Here is a 21667-nt window from a genome sequence, read left to right as displayed (position 1 = left end):
CGGCCGAGGAAGGCCGGTTGGCGCCGATCTTCCTGCTTGGTGACCGATTGGAGGGCGGCTGTCCGGCGGTGTGACCGCCCGGCTGGCCGGCGCCGGCCCCGAGCCGTGAGAAAGCGTTCCCGGTCGACCGGCCGGGCTGGGTAGCCTCGCGGGCATGAGGATCGGCATTGTGGGGGCCACCGGCCAGGTCGGTGGCGTCATGCGGCAGGTGTTGGCGGACCGGGAGTTCCCGGCGGAGCAGGTGCGGTTTTTCGCCTCGGCACGCTCCGCCGGGCGTACGCTGCCGTGGCGCGGCGGTGAGATCGTCGTCGAGGACGCGGACACCGCCGACTACTCGGGGCTGGACATCGTGCTCTTCTCCGCGGGCAAGGGCACCGCCACGGAGTTGGCCCCCCGGGTCGCAGCCGCCGGCGCGGTGGTCATCGACAACTCGTCGGCCTTCCGGATGGATCCGCAGGTGCCGCTGGTGGTCGCCGAGGTCAATCCGCATGCCGCCGCCGTACGCCCCAAGGGCATCATCGCCAACCCGAACTGCACCACGATGGCCGCGATGCCGGTGCTGCGCCCGCTGCACGACGAGGCGGAGCTGGTCAGCCTGGTCGTCTCGACCTACCAGGCGGTCTCCGGTGCCGGCCTGTCCGGCGTCGCCGAACTCGACGAGCAGGTCCGCAAGGTGGCCGAGAGTGCTTCCGGGCTCGCCTTCGACGGTACCGCGGTGGAGTTTCCCGCGCCCCGCTCGTTCGCCCGGCCGATCGCGTTCAACGTGCTGCCGCTGGCCGGCTCGATCGTCGACGACGGGTCGGCGGAGACCGACGAGGAGCAGAAGCTGCGCAACGAGAGCCGGAAGATCCTGGAGATCCCCGGCCTGAAGGTCTCCGGCACCTGCGTCCGGGTGCCCGTCTTCACCGGGCACTCGTTGCAGATCAACGCCCGGTTCGCTCGGCCGATCAGCCCGCAGCGTGCCGTCGAACTGCTCGACGGCGCGCCCGGAGTGGCGCTGAGTGAGGTGCCCACGCCGTTGCAGGCCGCCGGACAGGATCCGACCTACGTGGGCCGGATCCGTGTCGACGAGACCGTCGAGCACGGTTTGGCGCTGTTCTGCTCCAACGACAACCTGCGCAAGGGCGCCGCACTCAACGCGGTGCAGATCGCCGAACTGGTGGCCGCCGAGGGCTGAGGCCAGGGCGCGTTACTGGTCGGGGCCCCCGGGTAGACCCATGGTTGCCCTACACCGAGAGGGAGGCACCATGACAACGGTCGGAGAGTTCATGACGACCCGGTTGGTGACCATGGACGGCAACGACACGCTCGTCGCAGCGGCCCGGGAGATGCGTGACTCCGCGATCGGCGACGTGGTGGTGACCGATGGCGACAACGTGGTCGGCATCATCACGGACCGGGACATCACGGTCCGCGGCGTCGCCGAGGAACTGGACCCCAACACCACCCGGCTCAACCAGCTCACCACCAAGGACGTGATCACGGTCAGTCAGTACGACGACGCGGTGTCCGCCGCCGACCTGATGCGCACGTACGCCGTGCGGCGGTTGCCGGTGATCGAGGACGGCCGGTTGATCGGTCTCGTGTCAATGGGTGACCTGGCGGTCGAGCGGGAACCGCAGTCGGTGCTCGCCGACATCAGCGCCGACGACCCCAACAACTGACCTGCACACCCCGCCTGCCGGCTCCCCGATTCCCGGGGGGCCGGCTTTCGGCTGTTCCGCCCCGGCTCCGTACGGGCCTCACCCGATGCGGGCGAGGTTGACCTCGTACCGGGAGGGGACTCTGCTCGAACGTGAAGGGCGGGCCGGAGCGCGCACCTGTGCCACCGACCCGACCGGGACCGGACCGACGGGGGAGGAGAGAGCCGATGGCGGAAGCGACCGTTCGGTTCTTCGAGGATCTCGACCACCGGGGGTACGAGCCCCTGCTGGCGAAGCTCTCCGGAACGCTGCGCTTCGACCTGCACGAGGGGCCACAGACCATGCACTGGCTGGTCCGGATCGAGCGGGGCCAGCTCCGGGTCAGCCGGGAGGACATGGAGGCGGACGCGGTTGTCGGTACCAGCCCGGGGCTGTTCGAGGATCTGGTCACCGGACGGGAGAACGGGCTGGCCGCACTGCTGCGAGGGGACATGACCATCAGCGGCGACGCCCGCCTGATCGTGCAGCTGGATCGGATCTTTCCCGGGCCGCCGCACAGCGTAGGACCGCATCGCTACCGGAAGGAGGTGCGCTGATGGCGCCGAGCCACACCGTGCGGATCCTGGACGGCAACACCTTCGTCGTCTCGGAGGCCACCGGCGACATCGAGGCGACACCGACCGAGCCGACCGGGCTGTTCTCCATCGACACCCGGTTCCTGTCGAAGTGGGTGCTCACGGTCAACGGTGAGCGGCTCAACGCCCTCTCCTACGACGACCTCCAGTACTACGAGTCGCGCTTCTTCCTGGTGCCGGGGCTGGCCACGCACTACGTCGACGCCAAGCTCTCGATCATCCGGGAGCGGGCCGTCGGGGGCAGCTTCCGGGAGAGCATCACCATCCTCAACCACGACGAGAGGGCGGTCGATCTGGAGATCCGGATGGAGGCCGCCTCCGACTTCGCCGACCTGTTCGAGGTCAAGGACGAGATCCTGAACAAGAAGGGCGAGAGCTACGCCGAGGTGGAGCCGGACCAGTTGCGACTGGGCTATCGGCGCGGCAATTTCCGGCGGGAGACGGTCATCTCGTCCTCCGAACCGGCGAGCTACGACCGCAGTGGCTTCTCTTACAGCATCCATCTCGAACCGAACGAGCAGTGGGACACCAACATCGACGTACGCACCCACGCGCTCGGCCCGGGCGGTCGGGACCTGCGCATCGGGTTGCGGGTGCACGGCACCGAGCGGCTCGCCCTGCAACACGACCTGGAGGAGTGGATCGCCAAGGCCCCCAAGGTGAACAGCGAGCACGGCGAACTCTGCTCGACGTACCGGCGGTGCCTGGTGGACCTGGCCGCGTTGCGCTTCGCGCCGCTGTCGCTCGGCGGCCAGACGCTGCCCGCCGCGGGCCTGCCCTGGTTCATGACCATGTTCGGCCGGGACAGCATCCTGACCTGCCTCCAGACGTTGCCGTTCACGCCGGAGCTGAGCGCGACCACGCTGCGGATCCTGGCCGCTCTCCAGGGCACCCGGTTCGACGACTTCCGCGAGGAGGATCCGGGCCGGATCCTGCACGAGATGCGCTACGGCGAGAGCGCGGCGTTCGAGGAACAGCCACACTCGCCCTACTACGGCTCGGTGGACGCCACCCCGCTGTTCGTGGTGCTGCTCGACGAGTACGAGCGGTGGAGCGGTGACGTCGCACTGGTCAGGGAGTTGGAGCAGGAGTGCCGTCGGGCGTTGCGCTGGATCGACGACTGCGCCGACCTGGTCGGTAACGGCTACATCTGGTACGAGCGGCGCAACACCGACACCGGCCTGGAGAACCAGTGCTGGAAGGACTCCTGGGACTCCATCTCGTACGCCGACGGCACGCTGCCGCCGTTTCCCCGGGCCACCTGCGAGGTGCAGGGTTACGCGTACGACGCGAAGATCCGTGCGGCCCGGTTGGCCCGCGAGTTCTGGGGCGACCCGGGATACGCGGACCAGTTGGAGCGGGAGGCGGCGCAGTTGAGGGAGCGGTTCAATCGGGACTGGTGGGTCGCCGACGGCGGCTACTACGCACTCGCCCTCGATCCGGACGGGCGGCAGTGCAACGTGCTCAGCTCGAACATCGGTCACCTGCTGTGGAGCGGCATCGTCACCGAGGAGCGTGCCGAACAGGTTGCCGCGCACCTGGTCGGCGACCGGCTCTTCTCCGGCTGGGGGGTGCGGACGCTGGCCGAGGGGGAGGTCCGCTACAACCCCATCGGGTACCACAACGGCACGGTCTGGCCCTTCGACACCTCCTTCTGTGCCTGGGGCCTGCGTCGCTACGGATTCGCGGAGGAGGCCGCCACCATCGCCAGCGGGATCCTGGACGCCGCGCGTTACTTCGACGGTCGGTTGCCGGAGGCGTTCGGCGGCTACCCGCGTGAGCAGACGAAGTTCCCGGTGGAGTATCCGACGGCGTGTAGCCCGCAGGCGTGGTCCACCGGCGCACCGCTGCTGCTGCTGCGTACGATGCTCGGCCTGGAGCCGCACGAGGGGCACCTGGCGGTGGAGCCGCGCCTGCCGGTGGGCATGGGCCGGATCGAGGTGCTGGACATCCCGGGGCGCTGGGGCCGGGTGGACGCCTTCGCCCGTGGCCGTCTTGACCTGCACAAACTCGCCGACTGAGAGTTTGTCGGCTGGCCCTCGACGAGGTGGCCGGGCCGGTGTGGGTCCGGCCACGCCCCTACCGATGCGTAACCTACTCAAATGTAAAGTTGTCGGATGCCGGAACTCGTGTACCCGCCCGTGATCGCCGCCGCCAAGACGATGTTCCGGGTGCTCGACCTGCGCCTGACCGTGGAAGGCGGCCAGCACGTACCGCGTACCGGCGGGGCGGTCATGGCCAGCAACCACGTCAGCTACCTGGACTTCATCTTCTGCGGGCTGGGTGCGCTGGAGTCGAAGCGGCTGGTCCGGTTCATGGCGAAGGACTCGGTGTTCCGGCATCGGGTGTCGGGGCCGCTGATGCGCGGCATGCGGCACATTCCGGTGGACCGGGGAGCCGGTGCCGAGTCGTACGCGGCCGCACTGGCCGCCCTGCGCGCCGGTGAGGTCGTCGGCGTCTTCCCGGAGGCGACGATCAGTCGTTCCTTCACCGTCAAGGACCTCAAGAGCGGTGCCACCCGGATGGCCTGCGAAGCGGCCGTCCCGGTGCTGCCGGTGGCGCTCTGGGGCACCCAGCGGCTGTGGACCAAGGGGCACCCCCGCACCCTGACCCGGCGACACACCCCGATCACCATCCTGGTCGGTGAGCCCATGGATCCGGCCGCCTATCCGGACGCCGGCGCGATGAGCGCCGAGCTGAAGACGCGGCTGGAGGAACTGGTCGACCGGGCCCAGCGACAGTACCCGGACCAGCCCGCCGACGCGGCGGACCGGTGGTGGCTGCCGGCGCACCTCGGCGGCACCGCACCGACCCCGGAGCAGGCCGCTGCGCTCGACGCCGCGGACCGTCAGGCCAGAACCAGCTGACCCGACCGGACCTACCGTTGGCCGGAGACCGCGCCGTACGGCATCTGATCTGCACTGCGCGGGCGGTAGTAGTCGTCGCGGGAGCGGAACTCGACCGGCAGTGACCCGGGCAGGATCACCCGCGCCGGACCAGGGCGGGGCGAGGCGACGGCGAGGCGCGACAACGCGTCCCGCTCCGGTGGGGACAGATCCACCAGTTCGGGCCGGGTCAGCCGGAAAGTGGCCACCGCCCGGCGGATCTCCTGGCTCAACTGCTCGATCTGCGCGTCCGACCCGATCAGTGCGAGCGCCGGCTGCTGGATCGTACGCAGCGCGTCACAGACCACCAGCAGCCGCGCGGGAGCATCCGCAGTGGACGCTGACGATTCCAGCCGGGACGGCCACTGCCAACGGATCTGCCCGCTGACCAGCGCCGAGATTCCCCGACGGTGCCGGGCGTCGACGACGGCGAGTTGCGGGCCGGTACCGACGTACACCAGCCGATGGTCGGTGACGGTCAGCGTGACCGGGTTGGGCAGGGCCCAGGTACGCCGGGCCTCGGTGGGGCCGAGCAGGTGGCCGGCCACGTCCACCCGGTGCTGACCGAGCATCCACTCGTCACTGTCCGGCACCAGTTCGTGTCGCCGGTCCAGGGTCGGGCCGGTGCCGTCCATCGCGTCGAAGCGATGCGGCGCGATGAAGAACGGGGACGCGTCATCGTGCATCGTCAACCTCCGGTGCAGACGGCATCTGTGCACGAGCCTCGCCCAGTCCGGCCTGCGGTGTCATGACGCCTGTTAGGGGGTCGGCCACTCGGCCGACGCCTGCGACCGGTAGATGCCGATCTCCTCCGGTCGGATGAGACCGTCCTCGATCGCTCGGGCCAACAGAGCCGCCTTCGTGGCCGCCGGCCTGCCCGCCCGGCTGTATTTGATCCGTGCTCGGTCGACGTACTGCTTGACGGTGTGCTCGCTGATCCGCATCCGGCGGGCGACCGACGCCTTGGACATCGACTGGAACCACAGCAGCAGCGCCTCGCGTTCCTTGTCCGACAGCACCGGCCGGTCCGGCCGTGAGTCGCCCACCATCGCGCCGGCCAGGGCGGGTGCCACGTACGGGCGGTCACTCGCGGCGTCGAGTACGGTCGCCACGCAGTGTTCCCGTCCCTCGTGCTTGGCGAGGAAGGCCACCGCCCCGGCGTCCAGCGTGGCGAGTATCGTCTGCGGATCCGAGTGCTCCGAGTAGACCACCACGCGTCGGCCGGCGGCGCTCAGTTCGGCCAGCTTGTCCAGCACGATCCGGCCGTGCAACCGCAGGTCGAGCAGGATGACGTCGGCCTCGGGCGCGGCCCGGAGCACCTCGTCGGGATCGTCACCGGTGGCCAGTACGGTCAGCCGCGGCTCGGTGGCCAGCCAGGCGCGTACCCCGTCGATGACGACCGGGTGGTCGTCCACGATCGCCACACCGACAGGCCGCCCCGGCGTCATCGACGCCAGCGCGTCTGCGTCCATCTGATCTCCCCGTCCCGTTCGTAGAGGTGCTCCACCGGCCCGTCGCCCTGCTCCGGTGGCGGCCCCGCGGCATCCGGACCCGCCCGATCCGGGACGACCAGGCTCACCACCACCTCGTCCGAGTTGGCGACGATGGTCAGCCGCGCCCAGTCCCGCTCGTCGGCGAGCGTGGCGGTGAGCGGTTCGGCCAGGCTGCGACGGACCTGTACCGGCAGTGGTGGTGGTGTACCGATTGTGACAAGGTCGATGGACAGACCGGCACGCTCGGCCAGATCGGCTGCCGCCCGCAGTTCGTGCAGCAGTGGGTGCGGCACGTCGTCGGATTCGACGATCAGTCGCCGTAGCCGCGCCGCAGCCCGTACGCACCGACGCTGCACGTCCGGATCGGACGGATCGGCCCGTCCCTGCGCCAACTCGGTCAACACCTCGCTCGCGGCGGCGCCGGCCACGGCCAGTCGATCGTGCCGCTCGCCCCGGGCCTGCTCGGCGGCCTCGCGTTCGGCCAACATCGCGTTGGTCGCCGCGGCGCTGGCCGCCCGGTCGCGGGAGAGCATCCCCAGCGCCATCGCCCCGGCGAAGACCGCCACCGGCAGCGACGACGTGCCGTAGAGGGCCATCGCCGCGCGGGCCAGATCTGCCGCCCCGGTGGCGCCGTACAGCGCGACGGCGATGAGCGAGGTGGCCGCGTGTGCGGCCAGCAGCGCGAGCAGCCACCGCACCGGCCGGCCCCAGAGCACCACCACGAAGAACCAGGCGAGGGTGCCCCAGACCCAGTTGGCCGGGCTGAACAGTTGCGCGCGTCCCACCGCGGCGAACACCGCCACGTCGACCATCAGCAGCAGCCCGGCCAGCGGAGGTGCCGGCAACGGCGTGTCCCGCAACAGCCGGATCCCGGCGAGCAGCCCGACGGCGGCCACCAGTAGCCAGCCGCCGAGCACGACCTGCGGCACGGCCAGTTCCGTGCGGGCACCCAGCACGGCGGGCAGCCCGATCGCCAGGTGCCAGACCAGCGCGATGGTGACCGCCACGATCCGGGCACCCCGGTCGGAGATCCGAGCCACCGCGGCCGCCGCCTGCCCGACGCCGACCTTCACCGCTGTCGTCGCTGCGCTGCCGTCGTACGCGCCGGTTGCCGACATGGCGGCCGGGGACAGGCGGATGGCCTCCGGGTCAGCTGACATCCGACCACTCCAGCCTGATCCGGGTGCCCCGGCCGGGGGCGGAGTCGACCTCGGCCCGGCCGCCGATCGTCGCCATCCGGCCCATGATGGACTCGCGGAGGCCGTACCGGTGGGCGGGGACCATGGCCGGGTCGAAACCGGGACCCTCGTCGCGTACCTCGACCACGACCTGACCGGCCCGGGTGCGCAGGCGCAGCGTGGTGGCGGCACCGGGTGCGTGCCGGGCCACGTTGGACAGCGCGGCGTGTGCGCTCTCCGCGAGCACCTCGGCGACGGGAGCCGCGATCGTGCACGGCGGCAGGTCCGCGTTCACCGGCAGGCCCGGCAGCCGGGCGAGCATCTCCCGCAGCCGTTCGTCGAGCCGTCGGGTGGCATCCGCCGGCACCGACCGGGCCTCGGCCAGGGTGGCCAGGGTACGCAGGTCGGCGGCGCACCGCTCGCGCAGCGCCGCCGACGGGCCGGTGATCACGCCCTGCCCGACCATCGTCAGCGTGGCCAGGACGGTGTCGTGCAGGTCGCGGTTCTGCTGACGCTCCGCCTCTCGGGCGGTGCGGGCGACCAGCGCAGCCCGGAAGGCTCGCTGGGCGGCCACGAAATCGGCGTCGGCCCGCGCCATGCGGCGACGCATCACCGCGGTCATCATCGCCGTGCAGGCGGTCTGGGCCAGCAGGGTGGCCGCGTGGGCGCTCGCCTCGGCGGTGTCGCCGGCCATCTGCGCGCCCGTGGCGTAGGCGACGGTGACCAGCAGCCCCGCCGGGATGGACCAGCGAGCCGGTGCGGTGGCCTGTGCATTGATCACTGTGGTGCTCGCCAGCACCGCGATCCAACTGGCCTCGCCGGGCAGTACCTCCGGCGCGACCAGCACCGGGATCGCCAGGCAGACGGCGACGGTGAGCGCCAGGTCCCCGGCGACCAGCGGCGTGTCGATGCCGTGGTGCCAGGCGCGCGTCGCGTACCAGATCGACCATGCGGTCAGCACGGCCACCGCCGGCACGAGTAGCTCGGTGCGTACCGGCGGAGTACGCACGGCAAGCGCCACCACCGCGCAGACCAGGCCGCAGGAGAGCCGCAGCAGCGCCGGTAGCCGAGTGAAGATGAACGCGAAGGCCCCGGTTGCCGGAGGGTCGACAGTGCTGGGCGGCGCGGTCAGAGTGGCCAGGGCCGGCATCGGATAAGGGCGTCCTTTGCGACAAACGACCCGATCCGGGTACGCGCTGAGAAATCGAAGTCGGAGAATAACATAATGCGACGGCGATGGTGACGTTCGGTGTCGGCCGGGGTTTCGGAGCTGCCCTCTTGTTCGGTGGTCGCCCATGAATCCGTCGCCACATCCCCAATGCGCTGCTCGCGTCGCCTCACTCGCGGATAGCCAGGACGTAGCGTAATATAAATTGATCAATGTCGATATTTGTTGGGGGTGGCATGAAGATCCGACTCGCGGTCGGAACCGCACTCACCGCCGGCCTGGTCGCCGGCAGCGTCGGCCTCGGCGGGCTGGCCGGCGCGGTCCCGACCGCCGAACGCCCGTCCGGTGCCCTCGCGGGTGCGGCACCCGGAGCGCTCGCCGTCGGCGACTTCGACTTCACCCGGCCGGAAACCGTCGCCACCGGGCTCCAGGTGCCGTGGGGGATGGACTTCCTGCCCGATGGCAGCGCGTTGGTGGCCCAACGCCCCACCGGTCAGGTCGTCCGGGTCCGGCCGGGCCAGCCACCCGAAGCGGTCGTCCAGATCTCCGGCGTGACCGCCACCAGCGAGGGTGGTCTGCTCGGCCTCGCCGTTTCCCCGACCTACGCCCAGGACGGCTGGGTCTACGTCTACTTCACCACCGCGACCGACAACCGGATCGCCCGCTTCCGGCTCACCGCCCCGCAGACTCAGCAGCCGATCCTCACCGGGCTGACCCGGGCGGCGATCCACAACGGAGGCCGGATCGCCTTCGGGCCCGACGGCATGCTCTACGTCGGAGTCGGTGACGCCGGACAGACCGCCACCGCACAGAACCCGCAGAGCCGGAACGGCAAGATCTTGAGGATCCGGCCGGACGGCTCGGTGCCGTCGGACAACCCGATCGCGGGCTCGCCCGTCTACAGCCTCGGCCACCGACACGTGCAGGGGTTGGCCTGGGACGCCCAGGGCCGACTATATGCGACCGAGTTCGGCCAGAACACCTGGGACGAGGTCAACCTGATCGTCGCGGGCGGCAACTACGGCTGGCCCACCGTCGAGGGTCGGGCCGGCGATCCGCGCTTCCGGGACCCGCTGATCACCTGGACCCCCGCCGAGGCGTCACCGAGCGGTGCCACCATCGCCGGGAATCGGCTCTTCGTGGCCGGCCTGCGCGGCAACCGCCTGTGGAACGTGCCGCTGACCGGTTCCGGGGGAGTCGGCACGCCGACCGCGGAACTCGTCGGCACGTACGGTCGGCTGCGTACCGTCGAATACGGCCCCGACGGCTGGCTCTGGGTCACCACCAGCAACCGCGACGGCCGGGGCACCCCGGCGGGCAGCGACGACCGAATCCTGCGCTTCCCACCCCGGGACACCACTCCGCCGCCCACCACCCCGCCGCCCACGACGCCACCGCCCACGCCCGGGCCGGCGGACTGCGCGGTGAGTTGGACGGTCAACCAGTGGAACACCGGCTTCACCGCCGAGGTGCAGGTCACCAACCGCGGCACCGCATTGAACAGTTGGGCGCTGACCTGGTCGTTCAGCGGCAACCAGCAGGTCACCGGCGGGTGGAACGCCCAGGTCACCCAGTCGGGGCAGAACGTGACCGCGCGCAACGTCGCATGGAACGCGGCGCTACCGACCAACGGCACGGTGAGCTTCGGCTTCCAGGCCACCTACTCCGGCACCAACAACCGTCCGAGCGAGTTCCGCCTCAACGGCACGACCTGCCAGCTCAGCTGACCGCCCGGGGCGGCTGGTCCACGTCGGGCTGACGTGACCGCCACCACGAGCTTCGGCCGTACGGCCCCGAGGCCCAGCCCTGACCGCAGACTTGGCGGTGCCGGGCTGGGCCTCACCACCGTGTCCGGTGGACCATCGGCGCAGCCGTCCGGGTTGCTCGACCGGCTGGGGCGCGTCCCCGACTCCAGGACACGGAAGGTGACGGCGATCACATCGACTCGGGACCCGATCCCGGTGCGCCCGTCGTCTTACCCGGTGTGAAAACCGGAATGGACGCGGCTGACGAGGGAGAACTCGTACGTCGAATCGCCCGTCAAGATCGGCGGGCGTTCGACGAGCTCTACCGGCGTACCGCGCCGTGGCTGGAGGTGCGCCTGCGTCGCCGGTGCGCCGACGCCGACCTGGTCGCCGAGGTGCTCCAGGACACCTACCTGACGGTGTGGCGGGCGGCCGGCAGCTTCGCCGGCACCAGGAACGGCGGGGCGCGGGGAAGCGCGGTGGGCTGGCTGTGGACCATCGCCGCCCACCACCTGGTCGACGCGTTCCGCCGCCGGGCGCGCCGGGCGCAGCGACCGCAGGTGCCGCTCATGCCGGCCACGGCCCCCGCCGCCGAGGACGAGGTGATGGCCGCCCGGATCGGCCAGGAGTTGGAACAGGCACTGCTCACGCTGCCGGTCGAGGTCCGCGCCGCCCTGCGGGCCACGGTCCTCGACGGACTTTCCTCACGCGAGGCGTCGGTGCTGCTGGGCGTACCGGAGAACACCGTCAAGTCGCGGGTCCGCCGAGCTCGGATCGCCCTGCGGGAGGCCCTGTCATGAGCACCCATCCGACACTGTCCCAGCTCGACCGGTACGCCACCGGGGCCCCGGCGCTCGACGAGCCCAGTGTCTGGGCGATCGAGGTGCACCTTGAGGACTGCGCCGACTGCCGTGCCCGGTTGGCCGGCAGCACCACCGGCGACAGCCGAGCGGTGATCGAGCGGGTCGCGATGAACCTGGCCCGGGAGATCGCCGCGTCGCCGGCTCCGGACGCCCGTACCCGACCCTGGTCGGTGCTGCGTCACCGGTGGCTGGTCGGCACCCTGTCGCCGTGGCTGGCGATGACCGTCGCGGTGCTCGCCTGCGCCGCCCTGCTCAGCGGGATGAGGACCGGGCTGCCCTCACTGGTGCTGCTGATCGCACCGCTGGCCCCGCTGCCCGGCGTGGCGGTGGCCTGGCACCGCCGGGCCGATCCGGCCTGGGAACTGGTCGCCGCCACCCCCGCCGCCGGTCTGACGACACTGCTGCGGCGTACCGCTGCGGTGCTGGCCTTCGTCATCCCCGCCCTCGCCCTCGTCGGTGCCGGGACCGGGGTGTCGTTGGCACTGACCCTGCTGCCCTGCCTGGCCTTCACCGTCGCCACGCTCCTGCTGGGCACCCTCGTCGGCGTACACCGAGCCGCGATCGGACTGATCCTGACCTGGGTGTTCGTCGTGGTCGCCCCCAGTCTCGCCACCGCCCGGATCCCGATGTTCCTGCAACCGGAAAGCGCCGGCATCTGGGCGCTGACCACGGTTGTCCTGACCGTCACGGCCATCTTCCGCGTCAACGGATTCCGGCGACTCTCCCGCCACGGCTGAGCGCCGCCACCGCATCCCTGCCACCTCGAACGAACGACTGAGAAGAGACGATGATGCGTGCCCTGAGTACGGCCGAAACGGCCCCCACCACCCATCCCTGGGTGATCCACGCGCAGGGCCTGCAGGTCCGCGCCGGACGGCACCTGGCCGTCAACGGCCTCGATCTGACCCTGAACACCGGCGTGCATGGGCTGCTCGGCCCCAACGGTGCCGGAAAGACCACCCTGATGCGGGCCCTGGCGACCGTCGTCGCCCCGTCCGGCGGGCGGCTGACGCTGCTCGGGCAATCCGTCGACGGCCGCGCCGACCTGCGGCCGGTCCGTCGCGCCCTCGGTTACCTGCCGCAGCACTTCGGCTTCTACCCCCGGTTCACGGTGCGCGAGTTCGTCGCGTACATGGCCTGGCTCAAGGAAATGCCCAAGGCCCGCATCCCCGCAGCCGTACAGCGGTCCATCGACCGGGTCGGGCTGACCGCCAAGGCTGACGCCCGGCTCAAGACGCTCTCCGGCGGCATGCTGCGCCGCGCCGGCATCGCGCAGGCCATCGTCAACGATCCGCAGGTCCTGCTGCTCGACGAGCCGACCGTCGGCCTCGACCCGGAACAGCGACTCGACTTCCGCGAGCTGCTGCGTGACCTCGGCACCGACAGCTGCGTACTGGTCTCCACCCACCTGGTCGAGGACGTGGCAGCGGCCTGCACCGACGTCGTCCTGGTCAACGAGGGCCGCCTGGTGTGGCAGGGAACTACCGAGGTTCTGATCGCGCAAGGCGACCAGAGCCACGCCGGCGACAGCGCGGCCGAACGGGGCTACTCGGCGATCCTCCGCCGGCACCGTGCGGAGGCCGCCCGATGAACATTCTGGGGATCGAACTACGCCGTTCCGCTGCGCTCGGTGCCGCACTGACCACGGTGGTGGTTGGGGTCGGCGCGATCTATGTCGAGACCGGCCGCTGGTCGAGTGGCTGGATGCCGCTGGCCATGACCATCCGGGAGTACCTGCTCCTGCTGTGGCCGCTGGCCCTGGCCGCCGGTGCCTGGCAGGGCCGCCGGGAGCATCGGGCGAAGGTCGGCGAACTGTTCGCCACAACTCCCCGGCCCCGCGCCCAACGGATGCTGCCGGTCCTCGGTGCGATGGCCATCACCCTCCCGGTCGCCTACCTGCTGGTGACCGGGGCGGGCATCATCTGGATCATCAACACGGCCCAGCACCTGCCCTTGCTGAACTTCACCGTCGTGACCGGGGTCGGTGCGCTGTCCCTGATCGCCGCGGCGTGGCTCGGACTGGGGATCGGGCGCATGCTCCCCGCCCTGGTGACCGCCCCCGCGCTGGCGGTGGCCGGCGTCCTGCTGGTCTTCCTCAGCGCCATCCGGCTCGACGACCGGCTGGCTGCGGCGCTCAACCCGGTACACGGTTCGAGCCTGTTCCACCCCTACCAGACGATCGACAACCGGGTCAGCGGCGCGCTCGCGATCTCGACGGCCGCGCTCGCCGTCACCGGCCTGCTGCTGTTCGTGGCCGGTAGCTGGCGTGCCCGCACGGCGGCGGTGGTGCCGTTGGTGCTCGGGTTCACCGCGGCGATCGCGGTCGTACCCCGGGACCCTGACGTACTGAACTGGCCGGTCGACCCGGTCGCGCGGGAGTTGGTGTGTACCGACGACACCCCGACGGTGTGCGTCAGTCGGATCCACGCCAACGTGCTCGAAGCGCTGACCCCGTTGGCCCGGGAAGGCCTGACGGTGCTGGCGAAACTGCCGAACGCACCGACCGCCGTGCACGAGGACACCCAGACGTTCTGGCTCGACGAGGTCAGGCCGCGCCGGAGCGATGCCGTCACGATCCCGGTCTGGATCGACGAACGTGGCAAGCTCGCCCATCCGAACGCCGTGCTTCCCGAGATCGTCAAAAGGCTGGGAGTCTCGTACGACATGCAGTGCCAGAACCGCGATGGGGTGGTCGAACGCGCGGCGGCCTACTGGCTCCTGGGCCGTGAACCACAGTCGGATGTCGGCGTAGTTCCTGGATTCGTCTTCGAAGACCCAGAGATCAACGCCGAGGCGGTCATGCTGTGGCAGGGGCTGCGTGAGCTGCCCGACGACGAGGCGCTGGCCCGGGTCACGGCGGTCCGCGACGCCCTCCTGGTCTGCGCGGACATCAGCGGGATCCTGCCCGGGAGGAGTGCCCGGTGACCTGGACGCTGCTGTACCTGCGCTCGCGGCGCGTACCCCTGGCCCTGGCCGCGGCCCTCGGCGGCGCGGCAGTGGTCTGGGCCCTGTATCTCGCCTTCGCCGAGGAGCGGGACGTCGCCCCGACGGTGGTCGTCATGACCGTCCTGCTGATGGTCGCGGTACTGGCACCGACCCTCGCCGGCCCAGACGACGACCTGGACCGGACCGCCTCGATGCGCTGGCCCTGGCGGCGCTCGGCGCACCTGCTCGCCGCACTGCTGGTCGTCGTCGTGGTCCTGCTCGTCACCCGGTCCACCGGCGCCCGGTTCGGACCGGTCGCCCTGGTGGCCCGCGACGCGGCCGGTCTGCTCGGGCTCACCGCGCTCTGCGCGACCGTGGTCGGCGCCGCCCGGTCCTGGTTCCTGCCGCTGGGCTGGACCACCGTCGCGGCCATGTACCCGCTGACCGGCACCTGGGGAGCCGCCGCGACCTGGCAGAGCCAGCCACCCGACAACGACGCCGCCACGCTGGTCGCTGCGGTACTCGCCCTGGGCGGGCTGGTCGCCTACTCGATCGCCGGCCCGGCCCGCCGGGAAGTGTCCGAGGACGTCTGAGCGGTTGGCGATGTGCATCGGTGTGGAACGATGCCGGCTGTGACCGAGCTTGTGCGTGTCGTCGTCCGCCGCCCGCACGGATTCTGGCGCGACCAACTTCGGGCGTACGAACTGGTCGTCGACGGGCAGTCGTACGGCAGGATCCGCCGCGGTGAGGAAGTCCGTTTCGAGGTCGCGCCCGGTTCACACTGGGCGCAGGCCCGGATCGACTGGACCGGCAGCCCGCGCCTGGCGTTCCACGCCGCGCCCGGTGACGAAGTGGTCCTTCAGGTGGAGCCGGCAGGCAACTCCCTCATGCTGTGGCAGCTGCTCGGCAGCACCACCTACCTGCGGCTCACGCGCGTGGCGTAGGCAGGACGTACCAAGCCGTTGACCTGCGGTGGTGAGGGTGCGCCCGGCAGGATTCGAACCTGCGGCCTTGGGATTAGAAGGCGGAAACCTACGTTTCAGGCGTGACCAGCGGTGACCAGATCGGCCACCTGACCAGGAGAATCGGCATGGCTGGACGCTCCTGACCACGGTCGGTTACGGCTGACACGGGTGGGGCCGGGGTGGGGCCGGCAAGCCGAGCGGGTCCACTTCCGTCTCCAACTTGTTCGGCACCCGTGGCCAGCGCTAGCCTCGTGGGCGCAGGGCAGCCAGCGGGCAGCCGGGCGCGGCACACCTCCGGGCGCGGCCTAACCCGAGAGTGAGAGAGCAGATGACAAGGGCCATGCTCAAGCTCGGCCAGGTGGCCGACGAGCGGCTGCCGGGCCGGTGAGCTCGCCGGGCTCCGGGTGCGGCACCTGGACACGACCGGTCGCCGGCTGAAGGTGGAGGCCACCGCGCAGGAGGTCAACGGGGAGATGCGGATTGGTACGCCCAAGAGCAAGGCCGGACTCCGCACGGTGGATGGACTGAACGCCGATCTGTGCCGCCGCCTCGCCGCCCACGTCGAAGACATGAGGCCGGATGACTACGTGTTCGGTGACGGGGATACGCCGTACCGGCACAACGCTTGGAACAACCGGGTATGGCGACCGACCGTGGACGGGCTCGGGCTGGTCGGCGTGCGGTTCCACGACCTGCGGCATTACCACGCCAGCGCGTACCTCCTGCTGACCGGCGACGCGGTCCGCACGGCCAAGCGGCTCGGGCACGCCGACCCGTCCGTCACGCTGAAGGTGTACGGGCACGTACTCGACCACCAGGGCAACGACGTGTCGGCCGCGTTCGCCGAGCTGCGGGCCGCTGCTCGCCAGCAGGTAGCCGCAGCCACCCCGGCACCCGTTCAGGCAGCAGAGTCGACCACAGCGGGCGGCGTCGTCGACCTGGCCGCCGAGCGGCGCAGGCGCAGGGCTGGCTAGCGCCCGAAGGGTTGGCATCGAGGCCGTCCGCCGCTGTTGGGCGGCCTTCTTGTTGGAAGCGGGTCTCGTGGCACCTCGGCAGCACTACGGGGATCCCTCCACGCTGAATCCGGGTAGGCGAAGCTCACACCCCGGCTTGATCTCGATTAGGCAGAGGTTTCCTGCCGGACTTCGACGCAGTGCTGCTTGCGGGATGGCTCCACCCCTTCGCCTGCCGACGAACAACGCGCGTACGCAGGGACTCCATCGTCTGACGGCGCAGCTCACGCCGAAGCCGACTGAAGTGAGCCCAGGGTTCCGAAAGCGGCCAGAGAAATTCCCAAAGAAGCGGCCAGAACTTGGTGTGGGGCATCGACGGCTGGACGTACCTCGTTGGGCTCATAGATCCTGCCCTCTTCCATGTCAGGCCCGACGCATCCACGAACTCCACCATGACTCGCGCCCCATCGGGCAGCCACCTCTCCTCCGGGAAAGGTCGGTCGAAGGTCCACGACCCGTTGACCTGCGAGCCCGGGGCGATGCCGTCCGGATAGTCGTTAGGTTGACCGAGATACAGAGGGACGTCGTCCAGGTAGTTCGACGAGACCGAAACATATAGCTCGAAGACCGGTGCGTCGCTGTGGTTGTAAACGGTCCACCCCACACCCTCAAACACCCCGCTCGGACCGAACTGATGGGTTACCTCGCCCACTATCAGTCGGGCTTGCGCTGCATCGCTGTCCCGCTGCTCCTCACGGCGCACCTTGATTTCGTGACGAAATAGAAGCCCGGTGAAGATCACGGCGGCGGTCGACATCACCAGTCCAGCCAGGCTTCCCCATGCCTGCATCCAGTCAGTGATCTTCGGAACCTCAGCAGCAAGCACCGCGACAGCGTAGATGCAGCCGTCAAGGTCGCTTGGCCGATCCTTCCGTGGCCTCTAAAGAAAAGATCGCCGGACGACCCTTATTCATCCATAGCCTTCGCTGTGTGCCGCTATCTGCGGCCTCCACGCCCCGAAGAGGGCACGTCCAACGAGACAGGAGCTAGGCAATGCTCGGTGATGTCGTCCCCTACACCTTCGACGCCACGCAGGCGCACTACGTCCGGATGCGCGGGGCGTCCTCCGGCGTCACCCGCTTCCCCGGCGTCCCCGACCCGGCTGCCGGCACCACCCTCCCGGCCGAGGTCGTCCACGAGTACGGCGACGGGACCGTGGACCTGCGGGTGAGCTTGCGCGGTCCCGGCATCCACTTCGTCCAGAACGTGCCGCAGGGCACGGCCGAGCAGCAGGGTCGTTGGGTGACCCCGGCATGACACCCGCCGAACTGGAAGCCCTGAAGCTTAGCGACCCCGAGCGATACGAGGCGCTGATCAGGCCGCAGCGTGACCGGGAGTTGGCCGCAGCCGCCGCACGGCGGGGCGACCGGCTGTACAGCAGCGAGCACGACCCCTGCCGCCCCACGCCGTACGAACGGCAGGCTAGGGCCGAACGCGAAGCCGCACGGGCGATCGGCGAACCCGAACCGCCGGCATACGGGTCGAGTGGATGGTGAAGGACTGACTCCTCGACCTTATCGCTTCCAACCGCGTCTACGTAGTTGCCGATCCGCGTGCCACCGGATGTAAGCCCCGATACCCTTCTCTCGACGAACGTTAGCGGCTTCTTCCTGTAACACGGCGCGCACCATACGTCGCTCACGTTGATCGGCGTCAACATTGTGGATAAGCAAACCACTGATACCCGATGTCCACTTGCGGATCTCACTTCGGATGCCCTCGACCTCTCTGACCAGGTCGGGTAGGCCCCTCGGTTCGACAGACGCGCCCTCGTACATCTTGAGGTCCAACGGATAGGGCGGGTCTATGAACTGCTTTTGGCTGCCCACGCCTTCGTAACTGATCGACACGGTGTATTGCATCGGCAGTCCACTGCTCGCGCGGGTGTTATAGGAGTCCAGCCGAATCGCGATCTTCCTGCCGGGGGCGAGCATCGGTATCGGCTGCCTGAACAGGCTTGACTCTCTGATCCTCTCGCGTCGCCCAGAGGCAGACTCTAGAGGCGGGTCGAACTTGATCTCTACGTTCCGGGCGATGGTCGTTCCGATATTCTCGATCTTGAGGTAGACAAGAATGCTTCGGAATTCGAAATCGACGATGACGTATGGACGCGACTGCTCCAAGCGAACCCGGCGCGCCTCTAGGACTTGCCACAGCGCGATCGGGCCAGCGACAAAGATGGCGATGAACGCGGCTACCGCCTGCCATTCGGAGCCGCCCCAGCTCGATAGATCCACGGGTATAAGCCCTAAGCTCCACCGCTGATCTGCCGGTTAATTACGGCTGCGGTCACGTCCACCAGGACGTTCCGGCCCGCGTTCCCGAACCATGAGGCCGCCGTCTTGAGCCGGCCGCGCTTCTCCTCGTCCGGCTCCTGGTCTGCCGCCTGCGACATTGCCATGATCAGGTTGTCCGCGAGCCCATCCGCCGTAGGCCAGAGGCCGACAGCGCGGCGAGCTTCGGGGGTGGGTGCGCCAACAAACACGATGAAGCCGCCCGACATCTCTTTCATGCTGGTCACGTATGGCGGGTTCGCAGGTTTGAGTGCACGAAGCGCCTTCTGCACCGTCTCTTCGTCGAACCCGGTCCGCTTCTGGATGTCACCAGCTCGATCCTTGCGCCCGCCGCTTTCCTCGTAGAGCTCCACGATGGCCTTGAGCACCGGAAGGTCGCGTTCCTCCCACGTTGGATTCACCACGACAGACAACGTAGCTGAGCGGTACGACAAGCTCGATGCTGCTCGGGCACGAACCGCAGGTATCGAGGTCAACCCGCCATCCAGGCAGGCGCGGCCCGATCGTGTTCAGCGCTACTCAGCAGCCTTCTGGAGGATGTCCCCGTGTTCGTACCGGAGCTGAGTCAGTAGCAGGCTCCCGAGGCCGAGTACGCCGAGGGCGTACCGCTTGGCGTCATCCCGGGTCTGAATTCGGTGCCGGTCGACGTTGCTGAGCGCCTGGGCGAAGCCCATCCCGAGATACCGCCAGCCCTCCCGCTCGCTGGCCTGTCGGCCGAGCCGGTAGTCGCTGGCGTCGTCGAACACCTTCAGGTAGAGCGCCTTGCCGACGAGATTGTTGCCGTTCCGATCCTGCGGGTTCCCTGCCCACGTCCGGACGTGGTTCTCAACAAAGATCGCCGTTTGGCTGGCGACCTTGCCCCACTCTCCGTCCTCAACCTCAGTCTTGACATGCGCCCACAAGTCAGGGTCGTAGGCATGCTCGTCTACCGGCTCGTCCCCGCCGATCAACCTCAGCTCGTAGATGGCGGCTTCGATGACACCCTGCGCTTCCGAGATGCCCGATCGGAAGGATCGGTCGTGTTCAGCTTGGGACATCCCGTCGTAGAAGACCCACGGCGAGTAGCTGATCTTCCCGAACCGCTCTACCTGCCCGCTTTCCGCTCCGAATGCGCGGGAGAGCACCGCTCGGACCCTGTTCTCCCATGAGGTGAACCCACTCCCGAAATCATTGGAGCGAGTGAAGGTTCCTGCCTCTTCCTTCAGCTTCGTCAGTTCCTCGATGGCAACAGCAGGGCGCATAGAGGAGAGCCTACTTTTCCCCTGCGACATAGACTCCGCGCCCTGGCTGCCCCAAGACCAGATCCCGGTCGTGCAGGAGTGAGACGGCGCGGTACGCGGTGGCCACGCTGACGCCGAACTGGTCGGCAAGCTCGCTCGTGCTGGGCAGCTTCGTCCCTGGCGTGAGCTCGCCGCTCTTGATCTTCGTGGTCAGTTCGTCGGCAATACGTCGATATTCAGCAGGTGCAGAGGGCATGGCTTCGATCCCTTGGTTCGGCCCTGCCATCTGATCACGTGCCAACCATCGTCAGCAAGTGATGCAAGACAATCACGCCGCGTGGCTTTACCTACGTCAGATAGTGACGTAACTTGCTTTATGGCTGCCCTTGGTTCGGCAAACGAAGGTCGGCCCCGTCAGGGCGGCGCGGATCCCGTCGCCCTGACGGTCCACCGTGGCCTGACCGCCGGGAGTTCTGATGAACCGGATCCGCTATGACGATTACCTGATAGCCACCGCGCTGACGCTGGCCCGACGGCACCGACCGATCTGGAGCTGGACGCACTGGCGCAGGGTGTGCCGCTGCGGCGCGGAGCTGCCCTGCCGCACCCGCCACCGCATCCCGATCAACCGTGGGCACTGGCCCGGCGGTGAGTCGTGACCACGCACGGGCCTGTACTGCCGGTCTGGACGTGCGGCGGCTGTGCGCTCCCATGGCCTTGCCCCACGCGGAGGCAGGAGTTGCGCGCGGAGTTCGACAGGGCACCGGTGTCTCTGACGATCTACATGGGCTCGTACTTTGCGTGGGCAGCCGAGGACCTGACCTGGATGACAGCAGGGGCGTTGCACGCGCGGTTCCTCGGGTGGACGAAGTGACGGCGCTACCGATCGCCGGCGACATGGTGCATGTGACCCGCGCGGCCAGCGTTCAGTTCATCAAGCCGATCATGTGCCGAGTTATCCGTGTGCTCGACTGGACCACCTATGACGGGTGGTGCTGGCTCGACGTGTACGAACTGAGCGCCAAGGGTGACGCGGTGGCCCGCCGGTCGATATTCGTGCAGCCTGCCGGGCTGCAGATACAGCGCCCCGCGCCCACGCCGCGTAGGCCGACGTGGTCGGCTGCCATCCCGAACGTGCGCCAAGATCGCCGTCCCGCCGGAGTGCCGGCCACCCCGCAGCGCCGGGCGACGCAGGCTCGGCGTACGGCTGGCCACGGGTGACGCGGTGGGGCCGAGGTGGGTCCGGGACGGCTCGAAGAACAGAGGCTAGGGGTCTTTCTCCTGGCAGCTATGGGTGCGCCCGGCAGGATTCGAACCTGCGGCCTTGGGATTAGAAGTGGTATTCACATCATGATCTCTGCCTTCAATGGCTTCTCTAACTGCTGAAACTCCCTCTCTCGTATGCTCGACTTTCTCTGATTGCCTGCATTTCGCACCACGAATAGCTCCACGGTGGGCCCGGGCTGGCCGTCTTGGTTGCCCTGTGGCGTGGTAACTCTCTGTTCCTCATCGGGCATCAAGATCCTCGACTGGACGGGGGTCTGACCCGAGTCTTATCAAATTAGTGCGCACCTGGGCTGGTGCGGATCGTCTTGAGGGCGTGGCGTAGGTCGTCGGGCAGGGGGTCGGCGGCGGTGAGG

25 protein-coding genes and 1 pseudogene are annotated in these 21667 nt (G+C 69.2%); 17 read left to right on the top strand and 9 right to left on the bottom strand.

Annotated features, from left to right (window positions below):
* Positions 1 to 154 precede the first annotated feature (154 nt).
* From AB0M35_RS27655 to AB0M35_RS27635, 5 genes are all read left to right on the top strand, one after another.
* Positions 155 to 1177: an aspartate-semialdehyde dehydrogenase gene (locus AB0M35_RS27655; RefSeq protein ID WP_363748982.1), complete on the top strand. Its 1023-nt coding sequence runs from the start codon at positions 155 to 157 to the stop codon at positions 1175 to 1177.
* A gap of 70 nt (positions 1178 to 1247) precedes the next feature.
* Positions 1248 to 1664 (top strand): CBS domain-containing protein, encoded by a 417-nt coding sequence (locus tag AB0M35_RS27650; protein ID WP_363748980.1) that lies wholly within the window; start codon positions 1248 to 1250, stop codon positions 1662 to 1664.
* A gap of 206 nt (positions 1665 to 1870) precedes the next feature.
* Positions 1871 to 2239 (top strand): SCP2 sterol-binding domain-containing protein, encoded by a 369-nt coding sequence (locus AB0M35_RS27645; RefSeq protein WP_363748978.1) that lies wholly within the window; start codon positions 1871 to 1873, stop codon positions 2237 to 2239.
* Positions 2239 to 4299, top strand: coding sequence for a glycogen debranching N-terminal domain-containing protein (locus AB0M35_RS27640; RefSeq protein WP_363748977.1), 2061 nt, complete (start codon positions 2239 to 2241; stop codon positions 4297 to 4299). Before AB0M35_RS27645 ends, AB0M35_RS27640 begins: the two co-directional genes overlap by 1 nt.
* A gap of 96 nt (positions 4300 to 4395) precedes the next feature.
* Positions 4396 to 5145 (top strand): lysophospholipid acyltransferase family protein, encoded by a 750-nt coding sequence (locus AB0M35_RS27635; RefSeq protein WP_363748975.1) that lies wholly within the window; start codon positions 4396 to 4398, stop codon positions 5143 to 5145.
* Positions 5146 to 5156: 11 nt separating this feature from the next.
* Here AB0M35_RS27635 and AB0M35_RS27630 read toward each other — a convergent pair whose 3' ends face one another.
* From AB0M35_RS27630 to AB0M35_RS27615, 4 genes are all read right to left on the bottom strand, one after another.
* Complete coding sequence (locus tag AB0M35_RS27630) at positions 5157 to 5849, bottom strand: hypothetical protein (RefSeq protein WP_363748973.1); 693 nt, start codon at positions 5847 to 5849, stop codon at positions 5157 to 5159.
* Between the two features lie 72 nt (positions 5850 to 5921).
* Complete coding sequence (locus AB0M35_RS27625) at positions 5922 to 6635, bottom strand: response regulator transcription factor (protein WP_363748971.1); 714 nt, start codon at positions 6633 to 6635, stop codon at positions 5922 to 5924.
* The gene (locus AB0M35_RS27620; protein ID WP_363748970.1) at positions 6608 to 7816 is read right to left on the bottom strand and encodes a hypothetical protein; all 1209 of its coding nucleotides are present in this window, start codon (positions 7814 to 7816) and stop codon (positions 6608 to 6610) included. Before AB0M35_RS27620 ends, AB0M35_RS27625 begins: the two co-directional genes overlap by 28 nt.
* The gene (locus AB0M35_RS27615; protein ID WP_363748968.1) at positions 7806 to 8984 is read right to left on the bottom strand and encodes an ATP-binding protein; all 1179 of its coding nucleotides are present in this window, start codon (positions 8982 to 8984) and stop codon (positions 7806 to 7808) included. Before AB0M35_RS27615 ends, AB0M35_RS27620 begins: the two co-directional genes overlap by 11 nt.
* Before the next feature lie 254 nt (positions 8985 to 9238).
* Here AB0M35_RS27615 and AB0M35_RS27610 point away from each other — a divergent pair, with 254 nt between their 5' ends.
* From AB0M35_RS27610 to AB0M35_RS27575, 8 genes and pseudogenes are all read left to right on the top strand, one after another.
* Positions 9239 to 10729: a PQQ-dependent sugar dehydrogenase gene (locus tag AB0M35_RS27610; RefSeq protein WP_363748966.1), complete on the top strand. Its 1491-nt coding sequence runs from the start codon at positions 9239 to 9241 to the stop codon at positions 10727 to 10729.
* Between the two features lie 269 nt (positions 10730 to 10998).
* Complete coding sequence (locus AB0M35_RS27605) at positions 10999 to 11547, top strand: RNA polymerase sigma factor (protein ID WP_363748964.1); 549 nt, start codon at positions 10999 to 11001, stop codon at positions 11545 to 11547.
* Positions 11544 to 12347 (top strand): hypothetical protein, encoded by an 804-nt coding sequence (locus tag AB0M35_RS27600; RefSeq protein WP_363748962.1) that lies wholly within the window; start codon positions 11544 to 11546, stop codon positions 12345 to 12347. The genes AB0M35_RS27605 and AB0M35_RS27600 overlap by 4 nt, the downstream gene beginning before the upstream one ends.
* 53 nt (positions 12348 to 12400) lie before the next feature.
* Positions 12401 to 13201 (top strand): ABC transporter ATP-binding protein, encoded by an 801-nt coding sequence (locus tag AB0M35_RS27595; protein ID WP_363749023.1) that lies wholly within the window; start codon positions 12401 to 12403, stop codon positions 13199 to 13201.
* Positions 13198 to 14535, top strand: a complete 1338-nt coding sequence (locus tag AB0M35_RS27590; protein WP_363748960.1) for a hypothetical protein — start codon at positions 13198 to 13200, stop codon at positions 14533 to 14535. The genes AB0M35_RS27595 and AB0M35_RS27590 overlap by 4 nt, the downstream gene beginning before the upstream one ends.
* On the top strand, positions 14532 to 15128 hold the full coding sequence (locus tag AB0M35_RS27585) for a hypothetical protein (RefSeq protein ID WP_363748958.1): 597 nt from the start codon (positions 14532 to 14534) through the stop codon (positions 15126 to 15128). Before AB0M35_RS27590 ends, AB0M35_RS27585 begins: the two co-directional genes overlap by 4 nt.
* Before the next feature lie 39 nt (positions 15129 to 15167).
* A complete protein-coding gene (locus AB0M35_RS27580; RefSeq protein ID WP_363748956.1) occupies positions 15168 to 15479 on the top strand; it encodes a hypothetical protein in 312 nt (103 codons plus the stop codon).
* A 401-nt stretch (positions 15480 to 15880) separates the two neighbouring features.
* Positions 15881 to 16474 (top strand): annotated as a pseudogene (locus AB0M35_RS27575) (site-specific integrase); the annotation flags it as partial.
* A 124-nt stretch (positions 16475 to 16598) separates the two neighbouring features.
* Here AB0M35_RS27575 and AB0M35_RS27570 read toward each other — a convergent pair.
* The gene (locus AB0M35_RS27570) at positions 16599 to 17339 is read right to left on the bottom strand and encodes a hypothetical protein (protein WP_363748954.1); all 741 of its coding nucleotides are present in this window, start codon (positions 17337 to 17339) and stop codon (positions 16599 to 16601) included.
* A 167-nt stretch (positions 17340 to 17506) separates the two neighbouring features.
* On the opposite strand from AB0M35_RS27570, the gene AB0M35_RS27565 reads away from it, so the two are divergent.
* Entirely contained in the window at positions 17507 to 17770 is a 264-nt protein-coding gene (locus tag AB0M35_RS27565) for a hypothetical protein (RefSeq protein WP_363748952.1), read from the top strand.
* On the top strand, positions 17767 to 18009 hold the full coding sequence (locus AB0M35_RS27560) for a hypothetical protein (protein WP_363748950.1): 243 nt from the start codon (positions 17767 to 17769) through the stop codon (positions 18007 to 18009). Before AB0M35_RS27565 ends, AB0M35_RS27560 begins: the two co-directional genes overlap by 4 nt.
* Before the next feature lie 18 nt (positions 18010 to 18027).
* Here AB0M35_RS27560 and AB0M35_RS27555 read toward each other — a convergent pair whose 3' ends face one another.
* The 4 genes from AB0M35_RS27555 to AB0M35_RS27540 form a co-directional block, all read right to left on the bottom strand.
* Positions 18028 to 18750, bottom strand: a complete 723-nt coding sequence (locus AB0M35_RS27555; protein ID WP_363748949.1) for a hypothetical protein — start codon at positions 18748 to 18750, stop codon at positions 18028 to 18030.
* A gap of 11 nt (positions 18751 to 18761) precedes the next feature.
* Positions 18762 to 19211 carry a hypothetical protein gene (locus tag AB0M35_RS27550; RefSeq protein ID WP_363748947.1) on the bottom strand — a complete coding sequence of 150 codons (450 nt, stop codon included), beginning with the start codon at positions 19209 to 19211 and terminating at the stop codon, positions 18762 to 18764.
* 111 nt (positions 19212 to 19322) lie between these two features.
* Complete coding sequence (locus tag AB0M35_RS27545; RefSeq protein ID WP_363748945.1) at positions 19323 to 20048, bottom strand: TIGR02391 family protein; 726 nt, start codon at positions 20046 to 20048, stop codon at positions 19323 to 19325.
* A gap of 10 nt (positions 20049 to 20058) precedes the next feature.
* Complete coding sequence (locus AB0M35_RS27540) at positions 20059 to 20283, bottom strand: winged helix-turn-helix domain-containing protein (protein WP_363749021.1); 225 nt, start codon at positions 20281 to 20283, stop codon at positions 20059 to 20061.
* A gap of 220 nt (positions 20284 to 20503) precedes the next feature.
* Between AB0M35_RS27540 and AB0M35_RS27535 the strand changes: the two genes are divergently transcribed.
* Together AB0M35_RS27535 and AB0M35_RS27530 are read left to right on the top strand one after the other, a co-directional pair.
* Positions 20504 to 20686 carry a hypothetical protein gene (locus AB0M35_RS27535; RefSeq protein ID WP_363748944.1) on the top strand — a complete coding sequence of 61 codons (183 nt, stop codon included), beginning with the start codon at positions 20504 to 20506 and terminating at the stop codon, positions 20684 to 20686.
* 238 nt (positions 20687 to 20924) lie between these two features.
* Entirely contained in the window at positions 20925 to 21248 is a 324-nt protein-coding gene (locus tag AB0M35_RS27530; RefSeq protein ID WP_363749019.1) for a hypothetical protein, read from the top strand.
* The last annotated feature ends 419 nt before the right edge of the window (positions 21249 to 21667 follow it).

The organism is Micromonospora sp. NPDC051196, assembly GCF_040682415.1.
Lineage (GTDB): Bacteria > Actinomycetota > Actinomycetes > Mycobacteriales > Micromonosporaceae > Micromonospora.
This window is presented reverse-complemented; position numbering and strand designations above follow the sequence as displayed.

Bases quoted from the DNA above. Each gene is read 5' to 3' on its own strand.
- AB0M35_RS27655 (WP_363748982.1), top strand. From the start codon at position 155: ATGAGGATCGGCATTGTGGGGGCCACCGGCCAGGTCGGTGGCGTCATG.
- AB0M35_RS27650 (WP_363748980.1), top strand. From the start codon at position 1,248: ATGACAACGGTCGGAGAGTTCATGACGACCCGGTTGGTGACCATGGAC.
- AB0M35_RS27645 (WP_363748978.1), top strand. From the start codon at position 1,871: ATGGCGGAAGCGACCGTTCGGTTCTTCGAGGATCTCGACCACCGGGGG.
- AB0M35_RS27640 (WP_363748977.1), top strand. From the start codon at position 2,239: ATGGCGCCGAGCCACACCGTGCGGATCCTGGACGGCAACACCTTCGTC.
- AB0M35_RS27635 (WP_363748975.1), top strand. From the start codon at position 4,396: ATGCCGGAACTCGTGTACCCGCCCGTGATCGCCGCCGCCAAGACGATG.
- AB0M35_RS27630 (WP_363748973.1), bottom strand. From the start codon at position 5,849: ATGCACGATGACGCGTCCCCGTTCTTCATCGCGCCGCATCGCTTCGAC.
- AB0M35_RS27625 (WP_363748971.1), bottom strand. From the start codon at position 6,635: ATGGACGCAGACGCGCTGGCGTCGATGACGCCGGGGCGGCCTGTCGGT.
- AB0M35_RS27620 (WP_363748970.1), bottom strand. From the start codon at position 7,816: ATGTCAGCTGACCCGGAGGCCATCCGCCTGTCCCCGGCCGCCATGTCG.
- AB0M35_RS27615 (WP_363748968.1), bottom strand. From the start codon at position 8,984: ATGCCGGCCCTGGCCACTCTGACCGCGCCGCCCAGCACTGTCGACCCT.
- AB0M35_RS27610 (WP_363748966.1), top strand. From the start codon at position 9,239: ATGAAGATCCGACTCGCGGTCGGAACCGCACTCACCGCCGGCCTGGTC.
- AB0M35_RS27605 (WP_363748964.1), top strand. From the start codon at position 10,999: ATGGACGCGGCTGACGAGGGAGAACTCGTACGTCGAATCGCCCGTCAA.
- AB0M35_RS27600 (WP_363748962.1), top strand. From the start codon at position 11,544: ATGAGCACCCATCCGACACTGTCCCAGCTCGACCGGTACGCCACCGGG.
- AB0M35_RS27595 (WP_363749023.1), top strand. From the start codon at position 12,401: ATGCGTGCCCTGAGTACGGCCGAAACGGCCCCCACCACCCATCCCTGG.
- AB0M35_RS27590 (WP_363748960.1), top strand. From the start codon at position 13,198: ATGAACATTCTGGGGATCGAACTACGCCGTTCCGCTGCGCTCGGTGCC.
- AB0M35_RS27565 (WP_363748952.1), top strand. From the start codon at position 17,507: ATGCTCGGTGATGTCGTCCCCTACACCTTCGACGCCACGCAGGCGCAC.
- AB0M35_RS27560 (WP_363748950.1), top strand. From the start codon at position 17,767: ATGACACCCGCCGAACTGGAAGCCCTGAAGCTTAGCGACCCCGAGCGA.
- AB0M35_RS27545 (WP_363748945.1), bottom strand. From the start codon at position 20,048: ATGCGCCCTGCTGTTGCCATCGAGGAACTGACGAAGCTGAAGGAAGAG.
- AB0M35_RS27540 (WP_363749021.1), bottom strand. From the start codon at position 20,283: ATGCCCTCTGCACCTGCTGAATATCGACGTATTGCCGACGAACTGACC.
- AB0M35_RS27535 (WP_363748944.1), top strand. From the start codon at position 20,504: ATGAACCGGATCCGCTATGACGATTACCTGATAGCCACCGCGCTGACG.
- AB0M35_RS27530 (WP_363749019.1), top strand. From the start codon at position 20,925: ATGGTGCATGTGACCCGCGCGGCCAGCGTTCAGTTCATCAAGCCGATC.